At 74.3% G+C, this 18321-nt stretch carries 9 protein-coding genes and 1 pseudogene; 5 read left to right on the top strand and 5 right to left on the bottom strand.

Translation table 11 applies throughout. The features are described from left to right. Positions 1–67 precede the first annotated feature (67 nt). The 4 genes and pseudogenes from CP977_RS27500 to CP977_RS27485 all read right to left on the bottom strand — a co-directional run bounded on the left by CP977_RS27500 (position 68) and on the right by CP977_RS27485 (position 1782). A complete protein-coding gene (locus CP977_RS27500; RefSeq protein ID WP_208421317.1) occupies positions 68–838 on the bottom strand; it encodes a TSUP family transporter in 771 nt (256 codons plus the stop codon). A gap of 81 nt (positions 839–919) precedes the next feature. Next, positions 920–1050: pseudogene (locus tag CP977_RS27495) on the bottom strand (short-chain fatty acyl-CoA regulator family protein); the annotation flags it as partial. Between the two features lie 55 nt (positions 1051–1105). Then, positions 1106–1492 (bottom strand): VOC family protein, encoded by a 387-nt coding sequence (locus CP977_RS27490; protein ID WP_062751568.1) that lies wholly within the window; start codon positions 1490–1492, stop codon positions 1106–1108. After that, positions 1489–1782: an ArsR/SmtB family transcription factor gene (locus CP977_RS27485; RefSeq protein WP_062751569.1), complete on the bottom strand. Its 294-nt coding sequence runs from the start codon at positions 1780–1782 to the stop codon at positions 1489–1491. Before CP977_RS27485 ends, CP977_RS27490 begins: the two co-directional genes overlap by 4 nt. Before the next feature lie 1370 nt (positions 1783–3152). Between CP977_RS27485 and CP977_RS27480 the strand changes: the two genes are divergently transcribed. Continuing rightward, positions 3153–4016, top strand: a complete 864-nt coding sequence (locus CP977_RS27480; protein ID WP_062751570.1) for a LysR family transcriptional regulator — start codon at positions 3153–3155, stop codon at positions 4014–4016. A gap of 68 nt (positions 4017–4084) precedes the next feature. Here the strand turns inward: CP977_RS27480 and CP977_RS27475 are convergent, their stop codons facing one another. Then, positions 4085–5650, bottom strand: coding sequence for an MFS transporter (locus CP977_RS27475; protein WP_062751571.1), 1566 nt, complete (start codon positions 5648–5650; stop codon positions 4085–4087). A gap of 96 nt (positions 5651–5746) precedes the next feature. Here CP977_RS27475 and CP977_RS35255 point away from each other — a divergent pair, with 96 nt between their 5' ends. The 4 genes from CP977_RS35255 to CP977_RS27455 all read left to right on the top strand — a co-directional run bounded on the left by CP977_RS35255 (position 5747) and on the right by CP977_RS27455 (position 18304). Next, positions 5747–8587 (top strand): AfsR/SARP family transcriptional regulator, encoded by a 2841-nt coding sequence (locus CP977_RS35255; protein ID WP_152370992.1) that lies wholly within the window; start codon positions 5747–5749, stop codon positions 8585–8587. Between the two features lie 333 nt (positions 8588–8920). Then, positions 8921–16186, top strand: a complete 7266-nt coding sequence (locus CP977_RS27465; RefSeq protein ID WP_152370991.1) for an amino acid adenylation domain-containing protein — start codon at positions 8921–8923, stop codon at positions 16184–16186. Position 16187: 1 nt separating this feature from the next. Next, positions 16188–17384 (top strand): FAD-dependent monooxygenase, encoded by a 1197-nt coding sequence (locus CP977_RS27460; RefSeq protein WP_062751574.1) that lies wholly within the window; start codon positions 16188–16190, stop codon positions 17382–17384. Continuing rightward, a complete protein-coding gene (locus CP977_RS27455) occupies positions 17381–18304 on the top strand; it encodes an SDR family oxidoreductase (RefSeq protein WP_079130964.1) in 924 nt (307 codons plus the stop codon). Before CP977_RS27460 ends, CP977_RS27455 begins: the two co-directional genes overlap by 4 nt. Positions 18305–18321 lie beyond the last annotated feature (17 nt).

Genomic DNA, 18321 nt, shown 5'->3' with positions numbered 1-18321 from the left:
CCGGCGTGTGGAACGTGACCTCCCGGACGTACCGGTTCGGCCGGCCCGGCGTGCGGCGGGGGGCGGCTCAGAACAGGGCCTGGGCCGCGTACAGCGCTCCGAGGGCGGTCGCCAGGGTGCCCAGGAGGAGGCGGAGGGCGGTTTCCGGGAGGTGGGGCTGGAGGCGGGCGCCGAGGTAGCCGCCGATCAGGCCGCCGAGGCCGCAGGCGAGGCCCAGGGCCCAGTCCGGAGCGGCGGCCTCGGTGGTGGTGAGGGAGAGCAGGGCGAAGGTCAGGGCGCCGACGACGGAGGTCGCGAAGGTGGCGGCGAGCGCGGCCGGGGCCACCCGGGAGACGGGGACGCCCCGGCCCGCCAGGATCGGGCCGAGGAGGGAGCCGCCGCCGATGCCGTAGATCCCGCCCACCACCCCGACGGCCAGGGCGAGTCCGGTGACGGCGCGGGGCGAGGGTTCGGCGCCGGTCCGCTTCCGGGCGGGGCGCAGGGTGCGGAGGCACAGCCACACGCCGAGGGGCAGCAGCAGCGCGGCGATGAGGAGGCGGAAGACGGTCGGGCCGGGGAGGGCGAAGACGCGGACGCCGGCGCCGACCACCACCCCGGGGAGGGTGCCCGCCACCAGGAGGCGGGTGAGGGGGCCGCGCAGGGCGCCGGTCCTGGCGTGGCGCCACAGGGCGCCGGGGCCCGCGACCACGTTGTACAGCAGGTTCGTCGGGGTGACGGAGGGGTTCGGCACGGCGAAGACGCTCAGCTGGACCGGGAGCAGGAACACCGCCCCCGACACCCCGGCCGGCGCGGTCACGACGGAGATCAGCAGCCCGGCGGCCACCCCGCCCAGCAGCATCGTCCAGTCCACCGTGGCCTCCCCCGCCGCCGTTCCGAGATCGTCCGGACAGTATCCGGTCCCGGCCCGGCGGGGCCTCCCCTCCCCCTCCACCGCGTACGGCACGAACGTGCCGGTGTGCTCGTCGACGGCGAGGGCCCGGCCGAGCGGGGGACCGCCCGCTGGGGGCAGTCGAGGCGTTCGCAGATGCGGCAGCCCGTGCCGATGGGGGTGTGACGGCGTCCGCCGGGTCCGGGGCCGCGCGCCCCGGACCCGGCGGTCCGGGCCTCAGACGCGCTGGGCGATCTGGATCAGGTTGCCGCAGGTGTCGTCGAGGACGGCGGTGACGACCGGGCCCATGTCCACGGGCTCCTGGGTGAAGCGGACCCCGAGCCCGCTCAGCCGGGCGAACTCGGCGCGCACGTCCTCCACGGCGAAGGAGGTGGCCGGGATGCCGTCCTCGACCAGGGCGTCCTTGTACGGCTTGACGGCCGGGTGGGCGTCGGGCTCCAGGACCAGTTCGGTGCCGTCGGGGTCCTCCGGCGAGACGACGGTCAGCCAGCGGTGCTCGCCGATCGGAACCTCCTCCTTCTTCACGAAGCCCAGCACGTCGGTGTAGAAGCGCAGGGCCTTGTCCTGGTCGTCGACGAAGACGCTGGACAGATGGATCCTCATGGTGTGTTCTCCGGCTTCTCCGGCGCGAGCCATCGCGTCGCGATGCGCTCCAGCGGTTCGGTGTTCAGGTCGTGGAACTTGTAGCGCCCCTCGCGCCGCGTGACGACGAGGCCCGCCGCTTCGAGGACGGCGAGGTGCTGGCTGACCGCCTGCCGGGACATGCCGAGGCCGTGCCGGGAGGCCAGCCGGGCGCATATCTCGAACAGGGACTGGCCGTTCCGCTCGACGAGCCCGTCGAGGATGAGGCGGCGGGTCGGGTCGGCCAGCGCCTTGAACACGTCGTCCGTCACCTCGCCAGCATAGGCAAGCATTCACTTGCCTATCAAGCCGGGCGACTCCGGCCGCGGTCAGCCGCGCAGCCCCCGAGACGTCGTCTCCTTCGGCGTGATCGCTCACTGATCCGTACATGACGGATCCGGTCGAGCGGTCGGTACCGGACGCATTGCGGGTACCGCTCCGGCGGGTGGGGCCACCGGCGGTTCGTCCGGTGGAGCCGGGACCGGATCCGGCCGGCCGCGGCAGACCGGGATCGAGGATCCGCCCGGCAGCGGGCCGCTCCGCTGCCGGGCGGTGCGGCCACCGGGGCGGAGGCGGGGGCGTGCGCCGGGCGCGGATGCCGGCGCACCAGGCCGGTCGCTTTTCGCCACGCGATAGGGCCGGTCATTCCGAGCGAGCGTTCTGTTTCACCACCGGATAACGCTCCCACCTGTGGCGAAAGCCTCGCCCGCGACGTCTTTGCAACCCTTTCCATACCACCTGGACCAGTAGGTTATCGGGCCAATCAATGGGGCACTGTTGAAGGCTCCATAAGCAACAGTCACACTGAAGAGCGCAGTCGTCTTCGGCGCACACAAAGGCCCGTCCGGCGATACTTTCCAGCGTTTTAACGATTACTCTGTCCGCATTTTCCACGGGGGTGTCCATGAGCCACGCGCACCTGGTGAGAGCCGTTTCAGCCACCGAAGGGCAGATTATTCGCCGCACCTGTCCGCACATTTCCAGCCAGGCCTTTCAAGGCATCCAGGAAAAGCCGGAAGAGCCCGACGCAGCCCCTTGTCCGGAGAGCCGAATCCAGCGGTTCTTCCGGCCGCGCTCCGTCATGACGCACGGAGCCGGCCGTGACGGAAGAAAGCTGCCTTAGGCAACGGTATTTCCCGCGCCCCTCCTCTTTGGGCAATTCCCCGGTTGCGTATCCCACTCCGCAGCCGGGGTCGGTGTGTGTGCGGGGCCGGGTCGGCACGGCACCGTGCCCCGCACCCCGGGCGGAGGACTCCGCGCCGTACCCGGAGACGGGACCCCGGGCGGGGGCGGAGCTTCGCGCGGACGTGCCCGGGTCGGACGGACGGCTGCCCGGCACGGCCGCCCGCACGGATCGGCGGCGACCGCACGGCGGGGGCTCCGGCCGGTACGCCCGCCGACGGTGGCGGGAGGACGGCGCCGGACGCGGTCCCGCGGTGTCCGCAGTCGGACGCCGCGCCCTGCCGGGAGCCCTCCTCACCGCCCGGTCCTCACCGGCCCGACGGCTCCGGCCCGGGCCGGTCGGACCTCTCGCCGCCACTCCGCACGCTCCGTCCCGCCCCCCATCCCCACCCGATCGATCCGGCCCCGTGCCGGGAACCGGCTCCCCGCTCCCCCCGCTTCAGCGAAAAGGAACTTCGTCATGGCCGTGGGCATACAGCACCTGCGCACCTTCCTGATGGCGGTCGAGGAAGGCAGCATCTCCAAGGCGGCCGCCCGCCTGCACATGGCGCAGTCCGCGGTGTCCCGCAGACTCGCCGAACTGGAACGCCAGGTGAAGCACCCCCTGCTGGAGCGCTCGGCGGAGGGGGTGCAGCCGACGGTGGCCGGGAAGACCTTCTGCGCCAAGGCCGACGCGGCCGTCACCGCCTTCGACGACGCCATGCGCTCGGACCTGCAGAGGGTGCGCGCCCTGCGCGTCGGACACGCCTGGTCGGCGGTCGGTGTGCACACCAGCGAGATCCTGCGCCGATGGCAGGAGACCCACCCGGATGTCGAGGTGCGTCTGCGGCGGGTGGACGACCCCGCCGGCGGGCTCACCAGCGGGCTGTCGGACGTGGCGATCATGCGCACTCACGTCCGGGGCCGGAACCTGAACGAGGAGCTGCTCGTCATGGAGCCCCGAGTGGTGGCGGTGGCGACGGACAACCCGCTCACCGCCGTGAGCGAGGTCCGGCTGGCGGACCTGGCCGACCACGCCCTGGTGATCAACTCCTTCTCCGGCACCACCAGTCTCCGCCTCTGGCAGGACGGCAGGCGGCCCGTCGTCGCGGTGGAGGTGGACACCCTCGACGACTGGCAGACGTACATCGCCGCCGGCGTCGGCATCGGGGTGACGCCGGCCTCCACCGCGTGGATGCACCCGCACTCCGAGATCACGTACCTCCCCCTCCGGGACGCGCCCCCGGTGCCGGTCTACCTGGTCTGGGCGTCCAACAACCGGCATCCGGCGCTGCGCTCCTTCGTCCGGCTGGCCCGAAACGTGGTGGCGGAGGACGCCCGGTAACCCGGGCCGCCCCGCACCGGCCTCGGTCGCCCGGCGCCGGGCGGAGGGGGTGCGTGGCTCCGGCGCGCTCACACCTGCGACCCGGCACGTTCCGCCGGAACGCTCTCTTCGGCGTCCGGCTCCTGGCCGCCGATGACCCCGACGTGCCGCAGGACGACGGCGGAGAGCAGCGCCAGCACCAGCGTGCACACCGCGGCGACCAGCATGGCGGTGTTCAGACCGGAGGTGGCCGCCTCCTTGGCCGTCTCGAACCACCCCTCGGGCATCCGCTGGGCCGACGACGCCGCGCCGGCCAGGCTGTCGCCGGCGGGTTCGGCGACGTCCGAGGGCGTACCGGCGGGGATCTCGCCGTCGATGCGGTTGCGGTAGACGGCGGTGGCCAGACTGCCCAGGATCGCCACGCCCAGGGCGAGGCCCAGCTCCTGGACGGTCTCCGACATGGCCGAGGCCGAGCCGGCCTTCTCCGGCGGCGCGGCCCCGACCACCAGGTCCGTGCCCAGGGCCGCGATCGCCCCCAGTCCGAGGTAGACGAGGCCGAAGCCGATCACCATCAGGGCCACGCCGTCCCCGGCGTCGACCTGGGTGAGCAGCACGTACCCCACCATGGACAGCGTCAGCGTGGCGGCCACCACGATCCCCGGCGGCACCCGGCGCGACACCAGCGGAGCTCCGATCGCCGCGAGGAACATCAGCATCGCGGGCGGACCCATCCACAGCCCTGCCTCGACCGGCGGCAGCCCCTCGACGAGCTGGAGCTGCTGGGTGATCAGCAGCATGGAGCCGCCGACGCCCACCAGGCCGATCAGCAGGACGCTCAGCGCGGCGCTGAAGGTCCGGTTGGTGAACAGGCGCATGTCCAGCAGCGGGCTCGCCAGCTTGCCCTGGCGCTTGACGAACACCACCGCGAACACCACGCCGACCACCGTGGCGGCGACAGTGGCGAGGCCCAGGCCGTCCTTGGCGAACTGCTTCACCGCGTAGATCACCGGCAGGATCGCGACCAGCGACAGCACGACGCTGAGCAGGTCGAAGCGGCCGCTGTGCGGCGCCCGGTACTCGGGGATCAGCAGGGGCGCGGCCACCAGCAGCACGACGGCGACCGGGACCGCGAGGAGGAACGCCGAACCCCACCAGAAGTGGTCGAGCATCGCGCCGCCGACCACCGGGCCGAGCGCCATGCCGAGCGCGAAGCTCGTGGCCCAGACGCCGATGGCCAGAGAGCGCTGGCGCTCGTCGGAGAACATGTTGCTGATCAGCGCCAGGGTGGACGGCATGAGGGTGGCGCCGGCGATCCCGAGGGCCGCGCGGGCGGCGATGAGCATCTCGGCGCTGGTGGAGTAGGCGGCCAGCACGGAGACGACTCCGAAGGCGGCCGCCCCCAGCAGCAGCAGCCTGCGCCGGCCGATGCGGTCGCCCAGGGTGCCCATGGTGATCAGGAAGCCGGCGATCAGGAAGCCGTAGGCGTCCATGATCCACAGCTCTTCGGTGCCGCTCGGGCGCAGGTCCTCCGCCAGGGAGGGAAGGGCGAGGTACAGCACGGTGACGTCCAGGCCCAGCAGCACGGTGGGCAACGACAGGACCGCCAGTCCTCCCCATTCCCGGGCCCCGGCCCTGCCTGCGGTTGTTGTGCTCATGGAACTCCCCATGGTCTCCGTCCGAGAACGTTCGGGGCCACGATGCAGACGGTCACGCACGATTTCCTGAGGGTCGCCCGGAGCTACACTGCGGGCATGCGTTACGGGGTGCTCGGCCCGCTGGCCGTCTGGGACGCCGAGGGGCGGCCGGTCAAGGTCCCCGAGGCCAAGGTGCGCGCCCTGTTGGCGGACCTGTTGGTGCACGGCGGGGGGCCGGTACCGGCCGACCGCCTGATCGACGACCTGTGGGCGGGCAGCCCGCCCGGCGGCTCGGCCAACACCCTGCAGACCAAGGTCTCCCAGCTCCGCCGGGTGCTGGGCAGGGAGCGGGTGGTCCGGGAGCCCGCCGGCTACCGGCTCGTGATGCCCGACGACGCGCTGGACGCGGCCCGCTTCCAGGAGCTGGTCGAGCGGGCCCGCGGGCGCCGCGAGCCCTCGGCACGGGCGGGCCTGTTCGCCGAGGCGCTCGCGCTGTGGCGGGGCCCGGCCTACGCCGACGTCGCCGAGTCGCTGTTCGTCCGCGCCGAGGTCGCCCGGCTGGAGGAGCTGCGCCTGAGCGTCGTCGAGGACCAGGCCGAGGTGCGGCTGGTGCTGGGCGAGCATCCTGCGCTGGCGGCGGAGCTGGGCGAACTGGTGGCCCGGCACCCGCTGCGCGAACGGCTGCGGATGGCTCACATGCGCGCGCTGTACCGGGCCGGGCGGCAGGGCGAGGCGCTCCACGGTTTCCAGGAGCTGCGGCGTCGGCTGGTCGAGGAGCTGGGGGTGTCGCCCGGGCCGGAGGTCTCCGCCCTGCACGAGGCGATGCTGCGTCAGGAACCGGAGCTGGCCGCGCCGGTCGCCGCGGCGCCGTCCCGTCGCACCAGCCTCCCCACGCCGCTGACGCCGCTGATCGGGCGGCGTTCGGCGGTCGAGCGGGTGCGCGCCCTGCTGAGCCCGGGCACCAGGACCCGTCTGGTCACGCTCACCGGTCTGGGCGGCGTGGGCAAGACCCGGCTGGCGATCGCCGCGGCGCGCGACCTGTCCGAGCGGTTCGCCGACGGCGTGTGGCTGGTGGAACTGGCCGGTCTGAGCGCCACGGCGGACCACGACGACGTCGCCGAGCGGGTCATCACCACCCTGGGCCTGTGCGACACCGCGGCGACCGAGCCGGACCTGGACGACCTGGTGGGCTGGCTGTGCCAGGCGGTGGCCGGCAAGGAACTGCTGGTCCTGCTGGACAACTGCGAGCACCTGGTCGAGCCGGTGGCCGTGCTCGCCGGGGCCCTGCTGTCGGCGGTCCCCGCCGGGCACCTGCTCGTCACCAGCCAGCAGGCCCTCGACATCCCCGGCGAGCTGGTGCACCCGGTGCCGCCGCTGGCACTGCCGGAGCGTGCCGACGCGGAGGCGGCGGCCCGGTCCGGCGCCGTCGAGCTGTTCGTGGAGCGGGCGGCCGCGGCGGCGCCCGGCTTCGCCCTCGACGCGGACAACGCGGCGGCGGTGTCCGCCATCTGCCGCCGCCTGGACGGCATTCCGCTCGCGCTGGAACTGATGGCGCCGCGGCTGCGGACCCTGAGCCCGGACGAGCTCGCCGCCTGCCTGGAGGACCGGCTCACCCCGCCGGCGGCCCGGGTGCGGGGCCTCCCGGCGCGCCAGCAGACGCTGCGCAGCATGCTCGACTGGAGCTGGCAGCTGCTCTCCCCGGACGAGCGGACCGTGCTGCGGCGGCTGGCCGTGCACGCGGACGGCTGCACCCTTCAGTTCGCCGAGGCGGTCTGCGCCGACGCTGACCTCGGCCCGGACCGGGTGCCGGACCTGTTGTCCCGGCTGGTGGACCGCTCGCTGGTGGTGCGGGAGGGGGATCGGTTCCGCCTTCTGGAGTCGGTGGCCGCGTACTGCGGCGAGCGCCTGGCGGAGGCCGGGGAGGAGGCCGCCGTCCGGGCTCGCTTCGTGCGCCGGCACACCGAGGCGGCGGAGCGGGAGAGCGAGCTGCTGCGCGGCCCGGAGCAGCGCCGCTGCCTGGAGCGGCTGGACGCGGAGACCGTGAACCTGCGGCGCGCCCTGGAGTTCGCCGCGGCCGGCGGTGTCCCGGGGTGCGCGGTGCGGCTGGTGAACGCGCTGAGCTGGTACTGGTTCCTGCGGGGACGGCTCACCGAGGCCCGCAGGTCGCTCCAGACGGCGCTGGCCGTCGACGACGGGACCGACGCGGGGGCTCGGTCGGCGGCGCGGGCCTGGTTGACCGGCATCGAGCTGCGCACCTCCTCGGTGGACGCGGAGCCGGTCGCCGCGGCGGACGAGGACCCGGCGTCAGGGGTCGGCGACCCGGTGCTGCGCGCCCGGTTGCAGTGGTTCGTCGGCACCGGCCTGCTCGGGCAGAGCCGCCGGTCCGAGGGGCTGCGGCTGACGGAGGCGAGCCTGGCCGGCGCGCGGGCCGCCCGGGACCGCTGGGGCGAGGCGGCGGCGCTGGTGGAGCTGGCGGGCAACGACCCGGCCGGGGACCACGACCGGGCGGAGCTGGGCGCCGCGCTGTTCCAGGAGGTGGGCGACCGCTGGGGGCAGCTGCGGGCCACCCGGGCGCTGGCGCTGGCGGCCGAGCGCGAAGGGGACCGGGCCCGGACCGAGCGGCTGCACCGGGCGGGGCTGTTGGTCGCCGAGGAGCTCGGGCTGTGGACCGAGGTCGTCGAGACCCTGACCTGGCTCGGCAGGACCGCCCTGGCGGCCGGCCGGGCCCGGCAGGCGACGGAGCTGTACGAACGCGCGCTGTCCGTGTCGGGCGAACGGGCCTACGGCCGGGGCGAGGTCCGCGCGGAGATCGGCCTGGGACTGGCCGCCCGGATGCGCGGCGACCGGGAGGCCGCCCGCCGCCATCTGAACCGGGCGCTGGCCAAGAGCCCCTCCCCCGACCACGCCGCCGACGCCGCGGCCGCGCTGGCCGAACTGGACCTCGTCCCCCGCGCCTGACCACCCCGCCCGCTCCCGGGCACGACCGCCTCGGCCGCCACCGGCGGCGGGGCGCGGTGCGACGCCCCGTTCCGTACCGCGCGCAGCCCCGGCGACGAGGGTGCGCCGCCCCCGCCGCGTCCCGGCCCGTCGGTCTCGGGGGTGCGCGGCGTCCGTTCGCCGGGGGTGCGGGCGGCAGGACACCCGGGGCGCGGGCCGCCGGGGGCACTACGCATTCGTCCGGCGGGGCTACTCGATCACGCAGTAGCCGCGTGCGGCGGCGCTCTCCTAGCCTGACGGAGCCCAATTTCCGTCCGGTACGAACGGCAGGCGAAGGAGTGGCATTCCGTGGGGATGGCGTCTGAATCCGAAGCCCTCGAATTACTCGGCTATCAACGCGACATCTGGGCGGCCGAAGCCCGATCGCCCGGTGACTGCCAGTTCAACGTCCTGGTGCACGAGCGGCTGGAGGGCCCGGTGGACCGGGAGTTGCTCGGCGCGTGCCTGGAGCGCGCGGTGCGCGGGCACGACGCCTTCCGGCTGCGGTTCGACGAGGACGGTGAGGGGGTGCCGCGGGTGCGGCGGGGGCCGAACCCGCCGGACGCCTCCTTCCCGGCGTACGAGAGCGTCGACCTGTCCGGCGAGCCGGACCCCCGGAACGCCGCGCGGATCTGGTGCGAACGGGAACTGGGCCGGCCGCTGGACGTGCGGGGCGGGCCGCCGTACCGGGCGGCCCTGCTGATCGAGGGTCCTGCCGCCGTCCACCTGGTGGTGACCTCGCACCACATCGTGACCGATGCCTGGGCGCTGAACGCGCTGACGTTCCGGATCCTCGCCGACTACCGCGCCCGGGCGGCGGATCCGGGCGGCGGGAACGCGAACGGAAACCCGAGCGGGGACGGCGAGGGAAAAGGACCGGCGCTTTCCGTGCCGGTCGCTCCGCCCTCGTACTGGGAATACATACGGGAATCGGGAAAAGCGCCGCGCACTCCTGACGAGGAGGGCGACCGGGAGTTCTTCCGGGATTACCTGGCGGGGGTGGAGCCCGCGCTGTTCCGGCGTTCCGGGGCGGCCCGGCCCGGCCGCGGCCGGTACTCCTTCTCCGTCGACGCCGAGCTCGTCGCGCGCATCCTCGACGCGGGGGTCTCCCCCTTCTCGTACCTGGTCTCGGCGCTCGGGGTGTGCCTCGCGCGCTTCCACCGGGAGGACGAGGTCGTGGTCGGCGTGCCGTTCCTGAACCGCCGGACCGACGCGGAGCGGGACGTCGTCGGCCAGTTCGCCAACAACCTGCCGCTGCGGCTGTCCACGGAGGGCGACCCCACCCTGGTCGGCATGGCCGAGCGGGTCCGCGCGCTGGTCGACCGACTGCGGGAGCACGAGCGGCTGCCGTACGGTGACATCCTCCGGGAAGCGCCCGCGCGGGGCGCGGAGGGCCGGCGGCTGTTCGACGTCACCGTCTCCTACCTGCGCTTCCCCCGGCCGCCCGGGATACCGGAGGTGGCGCGGGAGACGACCGTCATGGCGCCGGTGCACGCCGGCGACGCGCTGTCCGTGATGGTGCAGGCGTTCGACGACGAACCGGGCCTGCGCGTCGACCTGGACTACGCCGACGACGTCTTCGACGGGCACCTGACCGCGTCGGCCCTGGCGGGGCACGTACGGCAACTGCTGCGCCACGGGCTGGACTCGCTCGACCTGCCGGTGTCGGCGCTGCCCATGCTGACCGACGACGAGTACGAGGACGTGGTGCGCCGGCACCAAGGTGCCCTGGTGCCCTACCCGCAGGAGAAGACCCTGCACCAGATGTTCGCCGAGCAGGCGGCGCGCCGTCCGGACCTGACGGCCGTGGTCGACGACGCCTCCGGCACGACGCTGACCTTCGGCGAGCTGGACCGGCTCTCCGACCAGGTGGCGCGGGCGCTGCGGGAACACGGGGTCGGGCCGGGCGACCGCGTCGCCATCCTCGCCGAGCGCGGCCCGGAACTGCTGCCCGGTCTGCTCGGTGTCCTGAAGTCGGGCGGCGCCTACGTGCCGGTGGATCCCGGCTACCCGCCCGCGCGCATCCGGCTGCTCCTGGAGGACTGCCGGGCGAAACTGGTGCTGCGCGGTCCGGGCGAGGTTCCGGAGCCGCCGGACGGGGCGCCGGTGCTGCGGATATCGGACCTGTACCGGGGTCCGGCCGGACCGCTCGACCCGACGTCGGGCTCCGGCGACGTCGCCTACGTCATCTACACCTCGGGCTCCACCGGACGTCCCAAGGGCGTGATGGTCGAGCACCACGCGGTGGTCAACCGGCTGATGTGGATGCAGCGCCGCTATCCGATCGGGCCGGGCGACATGCTGCTCCAGAAGACGCCCATCTCCTTCGACGTCTCGGTGTGGGAGCTGCTGTGGTGGGCGGTCGAGGGGGCCGGGGTGGTCCTGCTGCCACCGGGCGGCGAGAAGGACCCGCGGGAGATCGCACGCGTCGTGCGCGACCGGCGGGTGAACGCGGTCCACTTCGTGCCCTCCATGCTGGGCCCCTTCCTGGACCTGCTGGAGAGCGGCCCGGACCGGGCCGACGACCTCGACGCGCTGCGCACGGTGTTCTGCAGTGGCGAGGCGCTGCCGCCGGAGCGGGTCAACCAGTTCCACCGGGTCTTCGGCGACGACGGCGCGCCGCGTCTGGTCAACCTCTACGGCCCCACCGAGGCCGCGGTGGACGTGACGTGCTTCGAGTGCCCGCCGGCGTCCGACGGGCCGGTGCACCGGGTGCCCATCGGACATGCGGTGGAGAACACCACCGTCCACGTGCTGGACCGGCAGGGCCGCCCGCAGCCGGTGGGTGTCCCCGGTGAACTGCACATCGGCGGCGTGCAGGTGGCCCGCGGCTACCTCAACCGCCCCGAACTCACCGCCGAGCGGTTCGTGGACGACCCCTTCCGCCCCGGCGGCCGGCTCTACCGCACGGGGGACCTGGCCCGCCGGCTGGCCGACGGCGCCGTCGAGTACCTCGGCCGGACCGACGACCAGGTCAAGATCCGCGGCAACCGGGTCGAACTCGGCGAGGTGCAGAACGCGCTGGTCGCCCTGGACGGCATCCGGGACGCCGTGGTGGTCGACCACCGGCCGGGCCCCGGCCGGGGGGCGGTCCTGGTCGCCTACTGCACCGCGCAGGACGAACTGGACCCCGGCCGCCTGCGCGCGGCGCTCGGCGAGGTGCTGCCCGGCTTCATGATCCCGGCCCACTTCGAGCGGCTGGACGCTCTGCCCCTGACCCCCAACGGCAAGGTCGACCGGCGTGCGCTGCCCGCCCCGGCGCTCGGCGGGGCCGACGACGGCGACGACGCGCCGCGCACCACCCGGGAGAGCGTGCTGGCCGGCATCTGGGCGCAGGTGCTGGGCGTCGAACGGGTGGGGGTGCACGCGGACTACTTCGTCATCGGCGGCGACTCGATCAGCATGCTGCGGGTGCGGGTGCTCGCCGAGCGGGCCGGCATCGGCTTCTCTGTGGAGGACTTCGTCCGCAACCCCACGGTGGCCGCCCTGGCCGAGTGCGCCCGGACCTCGCCGGCCGCCGCGCCGGAGGACGCGAACGCCTCCGCGGCCCTGCGGCCGTTCGGTCTGGTCTCCCACGTGGACCGGGCCGGCCTGGAGGGCTGCGAGGACGCCTACCCGGTCAGCAGCCTCCAACTGGGCCTGCTGTTCCACAGCCGCGAGAAGCAGGACTCCGCGACGTACAAGGACGTCTTCCGCTACAGCCTGGCCATGCCGTGGCGGGAGCGGGAGTTCCGGACGGCGTTCGACCGGCTCGTGGCGCGGCATCCGGTGCTGCGGTCGTCCTTCGCGCTCGCCGGCCACTCCGAGCCGCTGCAGATCGTCCGGGCCTCCGTGGAGGGCGGGCTGGACGTGGCGGACCTGCGCGAGACGACCGCGGAGGAGGCGGAGGCGGCCATCGGCGCGCACGTCGCACAGCGGCGGCGCCACGACTACCGGTTCGACCGCGCGCCGCTGTACCACTTCCGGGCGTTCGTCCTGCCCGGCACGGTCGAGCTGGTCTTCAGCTTCCACCACGCCATCCTCGACGGCGGCAGCGTCGCCAACCTGGTCTCGGAGCTGCTGCGGGACTACGGGCACCTGCTGGGCCTCGGCCTGGAGCCGGTACCGGAAGCGGTCCCGCCGTCGGCGGCGCTGCACGTCCTCCAGGAGCGCGCGGCGATCGACGCGCCGGAGAGCCGCGCCTACTGGAAGGCGTCGCTGGCCGGAGCGGTCCAGCCGCACCTGGAGAGCTTCCGCCCGCACGAGGCGCCCGCGCCGGAGGAGCGCACGGAGTGCGACCTGCGCCTGCCCGCCGACCTGGTGGAGGCCGTGCGCGGCACCGCCGGCGGGCGGCGGGTCCCGGTGAAGGCGGTGCTGTTCGCCGCGCACGTGCTGATGCTGCGCGCCTTCTCCGGGCAGACGGACGTCACCACCGGTCTGGTGACCCACGGCAGGCCGGACGTCGAGGGCGCCGAGCGCACCTGCGGCCTGTTCCTCAACACCCTGCCGGTGCGGGTGCGCGAGGAGCCGGAGTCGTGGTTCGACGTCGTCCGGCACGTGGTGGACCGGGAGCGGGAGAGCTTCCCGCACCGGCGGGTGCCGCTGGCCGTCATCCAGGAGGACCTCGGTGGCGCCCCCCTGGTCGACACCCTGTTCAACTACATCCACTTCCGCCAGCTCGGCGAGGTCTTCCGCACCCCCGCGCTCGCCAGCCGCGGCTTCGCCGTCTGGGAGGAGACCAACTTCTCCCTGGTGGTCAACGCCATGGTCGACCCCGTCGACGAAGGGATCCGGCTGCGCCTGGACTTCTCCGGGCGGACGTTCACCCCCGCACAGGGGCGGCTGTACGCCGACGCCTACGTGCGCATCCTGCGCGAGCTGGCCGAGCGCCCGGACGACGCGGTGGACTTCCGTTTCCTCGCGCCCGGCCCGCGGGCCGCGCGGAACGAGCGGCCTCGCACCAACGTGGTGCGGGCCTTCGAGGAGCGGGCGCGGCTCTCGCCGGAGGCGCAGGCCGTGGTCGCGGAGGGCCTGACGTGGACCTACCGGGAGCTGGACCGGCTGTCCACGGGCATCGCGACGGGTCTGCTGGAGTCGGGCGTGCGCCCCGGGGACCGGGTCGGCGTCGCCATGGACCGCTCGCCGCAGACGGTGGCCGCGATGCTGGGCACCGCCAAGGCGGGGTGCTCGGCCATGCCGCTGGACACCGCCTACCCGGTGGAGCGCCTGCACGCGATGGTCGAGCAGGGCAGGCCGGCCTGCGTGGTCGTCGACGAGGCGCATCAGGACCTGCTCGGACCGGGTGTCCGGCAGATCGCCTACGCGTCGCTGGCCGCCGCCGCGGAGCGGCCCGGCGGCGCGGAGCCGGCCGTGCTGCCGGAGATCTCCGAGGACGACGAGGTGTACCTGCTCTTCACCTCGGGCTCGACGGGGCGGCCCAAGGGCGTGTCGGCGCCGCACCGCTCCCTGTCCAACCTGGTGGCCTGGCAGAACGGCATCGCCAGCACCGCCGAGGGCGCCCGGACGCTGCAGTACGCCCCGCTGAGCTTCGACGTCTCCTTCCAGGAGTTGTACGCGACGCTGTGCGGCGGCGGCACGCTCGTCGTCATCGCCGAGGAACTGCGCCGGGACATGCCGGGGCTGCTGCGGCTGATGGACCGGGAGCGGGTGGAGCGGATGCACCTGCCCTACGTGGCCCTCCAACAGCTGGCGGAGGCGTCCGACGCACTGGGGCTGGTGCCGCGCGCCCTGCGGGTGCTGTGCTCCTCCGGCGAGCAGTTCCGCACGACCGGGGAGATCAGGCGCTTCTGCGCCGCCCTGGACGGCCTGGTGCTGGACAACCACTACGGGCCCACCGAGACGCATGCGGCGGCCTTCCTGGAGATGACCGGGGACCCGGCGGCCTTCCCCGCGCTGCCACCGGTCGGGCAGCCGATCCACGGGGCGCGGGTGCTGGTCCTGGACGCCCGGATGCGTCCCGTCCCGGTGGGCTGCCGGGGCGAGATCCACATCGGCGGGGCCGGTCTGGCCGACGGCTACGCCGGACGGCCCGACCTGACCAAGGAGCGGTTCGTGCCCGACCCGTCCGGCGGCGGGCTGCTCTACCGCACCGGGGACGTCGGCATGGTCCTGCCGGACGGGAACACGGTGTGCCTGGGCCGCGCCGACCGGCAGGTCAAGGTCCGCGGCTACCGGGTCGAGCCGGCGGAGATCGAGCTGGTCGCGGCGGAGAGCGCCGGACTCACCGATGTCGCCGTGGTCCCCCGGCTCGATCCGGCGGGCCAGACCTTCCTGGCGGCCTTCCTGGTCGGTGACCCCGAGCGCACCGACGTGGACGCCCTGCGGCGGCGCCTGCGCGCGAAGCTGCCGGAGTACATGGTGCCGGCGCACTTCGCCTGGCTGCCCGCCGTACCGCTCACCCCCAACGGCAAGCGGGACGAGGCCGCACTGCGGCAGGCGCCGCTGGCCGTCGGGGAGCGGGCCGGCCGGGTCGCGCCGCGGGACGACCACGAACGCGCTCTGGTCGAGGTGCTGTCCGACCTGCTGGGGGTGTCCGGCATCGGGGTGCACGACGACCTGTTCGACCTGGGCGCCACCTCGATCACCGCGATGCGGCTGGTGGTGCTGATGGAGCAGCGGTTCGGCACGGCGATCGCGCTGTCGGACTTCGTCGTGGCGCCGACCGTGGCCGCCCTGGCGGAGCGGCTGCGCTCGGCGGGCGGCGAGGCGGCCGCGTTCGACCCGCTGGTGGCGATCCGCCCGCAGGGCGACCGGCCGCCGCTGTTCTTCGCCCACCCCATGGGCGGAAACGTGCTGTGCTACGTGCCGTTCGCCCGGCACCTGCCGCCGGACCAGCCCTTCTACGCCTTCCAGGCGGCCGGTGCGGACGCCGGCGTGGAGCCGGTCCGCGGCATCGAGCGGCTGGCGGCCGACTACATCGCGGCGATGCGCCGGGTCCAGCCGGCCGGACCGTACCACCTGGGCGGCTGGTCCTTCGGCGGGTTCGTCGCCTTCGAGATGGCGCGCCAGCTGCACGCCGCCGGGGAGGAGGTCGCCTCGCTGGTCGTGCTGGACACCACCGCGCTCAACCCGGACCGGCGGCCGTGGACCGACGACGAGGCGCTGCTGGGCTGGTTCTTCTGGGAGCTGCTGTGGCTCCAGCACGGCAGCGCCACGGCCGGGGACCTGCTGCCGCCCGGGCTGGCGACGCTGGACGAGAAGTTCGCGTACATGACCCGGCTGGCCGTCGAGGAGGGCGTCCTGCCCGCCGGCAGCGGTGACGCCGTCGTACGGCGGCTGTTCCGGGTCTACGAGGCGAACTGGCGCGCGGCCTTCGACTACCGGCCCGGCACGGTGGACCACGACCTGGTGCTGGTCAAGGCCCGCGACCCGCTCCCCGGGGTCCTGCTGGACATGCACACCGCCATCGACAGCATGCACGCCGACCCGGCCAACGGGTGGCGGGACCGGACCGCCGGCCGCCTGACGGTGATCGAGGTCGAGGGCGACCATCTGACGATCATGGAGGAACCGCGGGTGTCCGACCTCGTCGGCACGGTGCTCCGGGCCAGCGGCCTCCTCACGAGCGAGAGGGGACGCTGACATGGGCGGGAACAGGAAGGCCGTCGTGATCGGCGCCGGCATCGGCGGGCTGGCCGCGGCCGTCGCACTGCGGCGGGTCGGCTTCGAGGTGGAGGTCTTCGAACGGGCGCCGGAACTGCGGGCCGCCGGCTTCGGCCTCTCCGTGATGAGCAACGCCACGGCCGCGCTCGCCGCGCTCGACATCGACCTCGGCCTGGAGAAGCGCGGCCGGGTGATGGAGACGTATCACGTCAAGGACCACAAGGGCAGGCTGATCAGGGAGTTCCCGTTCCCCGAGATCACCCGGCGCATCGGCGTGCCCTGCGTGTGCATCAGCCGGGCCGATCTGCTGGCCGCGCTCCTGGACCAGGCGGCCGATGTGCCGATCACCCTCGGCGCGACCGCGGAGCGGTTCGAGGTGGCCGGCGACCGGGCGCGGGTGCGCTTCACCGACGGCGCGTGGGCCGAGGCGGACGTGCTGATCGGCGCGGACGGCTTCAACTCGGCGATCCGGCGGCAGATCACCGGGCCCGGCGAGCCGGCCCGCGACAGCGGGTACATCGCATGGCTGGGCATCACCGACTACAGCCACCCGCGGTTCGCCCCCGGCTCCGTGGTGCACCTGTGGGGCGACGGGATGCGCTTCGGCCTCGTCGACATCGGCCGGGGCCGCCTGTACTGGTGGGGCACCAAGAACATGCCGTACGCCCGGTCCAGCACCTGGGACGAGGGCAAGGCCGGGGTGCTGGCGGCCTACTCGGGCTGGCCGGACGAGGTCCGGGAGGCGATCCGCGTCACTCCGCCCGCCGACCTGCTGACCCTCAACACGCGGGACCGCCCGTTCCTGCGGCCCTGGGGCGACGGACCGGTCACCCTCCTCGGCGACGCCGCCCACCCGATGCTCACCAGCCTCGGCCAGGGCTCGGCCATGGCCATGGAGGACGCCGCCGTCCTCGCGCTGCACCTGCGGCACGCCGCGGACGTGCCGAGCGGGCTGCGCGGCTACGAGGCGGCGCGCTACGACCGCACCCGCACGATCGTGGAGGCCACCCGCTCGATCAGCGACTTCGAACAGTCGCAGGGCCCGGTGCGCCGCCGGCTGCGGGACGCCTACTTCCGCTGGATGCCGCACCGCAGCCTGGTCGGCAAGCTCGAACCCGCGCTGACCTTCCCCGGCGCGGGTCTCCCCTCCGGTACCGGCGAAGGAGCGAACCGGTGAGCGAACGGACGACGTACGGTCGACGGGGGGCGGGACGCCTGCCCGCACAAGGGCCGGTCCTGGTCACCGGCGCCTCGTCGGGCCTCGGCCGCGAGTGCGCGCTGGAACTGGAGGCCCTCGGCTTCCAGGTGCTCGCCGGGGTGCGGCGGGAGGAGGACGGCGAGAAGCTCCTCGCCGAGTCGCTGCACGACCGGCTGCGCCCGGTGGTCGTCGACGTCACCGACGAGGCGTCGGTGCGGGCCTGCGCCGAGCGGGTGGGACGGGAGCACGGGGGGCTCCGGGGCCTGGTGAACAACGCCGGCATCTGCGTTCCCGGGCCGCTGGAGTGCCTCGACGCCGACCAGTTCCGCCGCCAGCTCGACGTCAACGTGATCGGGCACCTCGGCGTGGTCCGCGCGCACCTGCCGCTGCTGCGCCGCTCGCAGGGGCGGATCGTCAACGTCACCTCCGGTCTGGGCAAGGCCGCCGTGCCCTTCCTCGGGGCCTACTCCGCGGCGCAGTTCGCCAAGGAGGCGCTGAACGACGCCCTCCGGCGCGAGCTGGCCCCCCAGGGCGTGCGGGTCTGCGTCGTGGCGCCCGGCGCCATCCTCACGCCGATCTGGGGAAAGGTGTCCGAGGCGGGCGAGCGGGCACTGGACGGTGTGCCCGCAGCCGTGGCCGAGCCCTATCGGGCCGCGTTCCGGGCCTTCATGGCCGGCAACGCGCAGCAGGCCGCGGCGAGCCGGACCACTCCGGAGGACTTCGCCCGCGCGGTCGCCCGCGCCCTGACCGACGCCCGCCCCCGCACGCGCTACTGGGTGGGCGCGGACGCCCGGCGGATGGGCCGCCTGGCGCGTCTGCTGCCCGACCCCCTGCTGGACCGACGGTTCAGCGGGATCGCCGGGCCCACGGCGGGCCCGGCGGGGCGACGGCCCCGATAGCCGCCGGACCTCGCCGT

It is taken from the genome of Streptomyces cinereoruber (genome assembly GCF_009299385.1).
Lineage (GTDB): Bacteria > Actinomycetota > Actinomycetes > Streptomycetales > Streptomycetaceae > Streptomyces > Streptomyces bikiniensis.
The sequence above is the reverse complement of the archived record's forward strand: the minus strand, read 5'-3'. Positions and strand labels throughout refer to the sequence as shown.

What these genes read in the sequence shown, in the direction of transcription:
- CP977_RS27500 (WP_208421317.1), bottom strand. Translation starts at nt 838, where the DNA reads ATGCTGCTGGGCGGGGTGGCCGCCGGGCTGCTGATCTCCGTCGTGACC.
- CP977_RS27490 (WP_062751568.1), bottom strand. Translation starts at nt 1,492, where the DNA reads ATGAGGATCCATCTGTCCAGCGTCTTCGTCGACGACCAGGACAAGGCC.
- CP977_RS27480 (WP_062751570.1), top strand. Translation starts at nt 3,153, where the DNA reads ATGGCCGTGGGCATACAGCACCTGCGCACCTTCCTGATGGCGGTCGAG.
- CP977_RS27475 (WP_062751571.1), bottom strand. Translation starts at nt 5,650, where the DNA reads ATGAGCACAACAACCGCAGGCAGGGCCGGGGCCCGGGAATGGGGAGGA.
- CP977_RS35255 (WP_152370992.1), top strand. Translation starts at nt 5,747, where the DNA reads ATGCGTTACGGGGTGCTCGGCCCGCTGGCCGTCTGGGACGCCGAGGGG.
- CP977_RS27465 (WP_152370991.1), top strand. Translation starts at nt 8,921, where the DNA reads ATGGCGTCTGAATCCGAAGCCCTCGAATTACTCGGCTATCAACGCGAC.
- CP977_RS27460 (WP_062751574.1), top strand. Translation starts at nt 16,188, where the DNA reads ATGGGCGGGAACAGGAAGGCCGTCGTGATCGGCGCCGGCATCGGCGGG.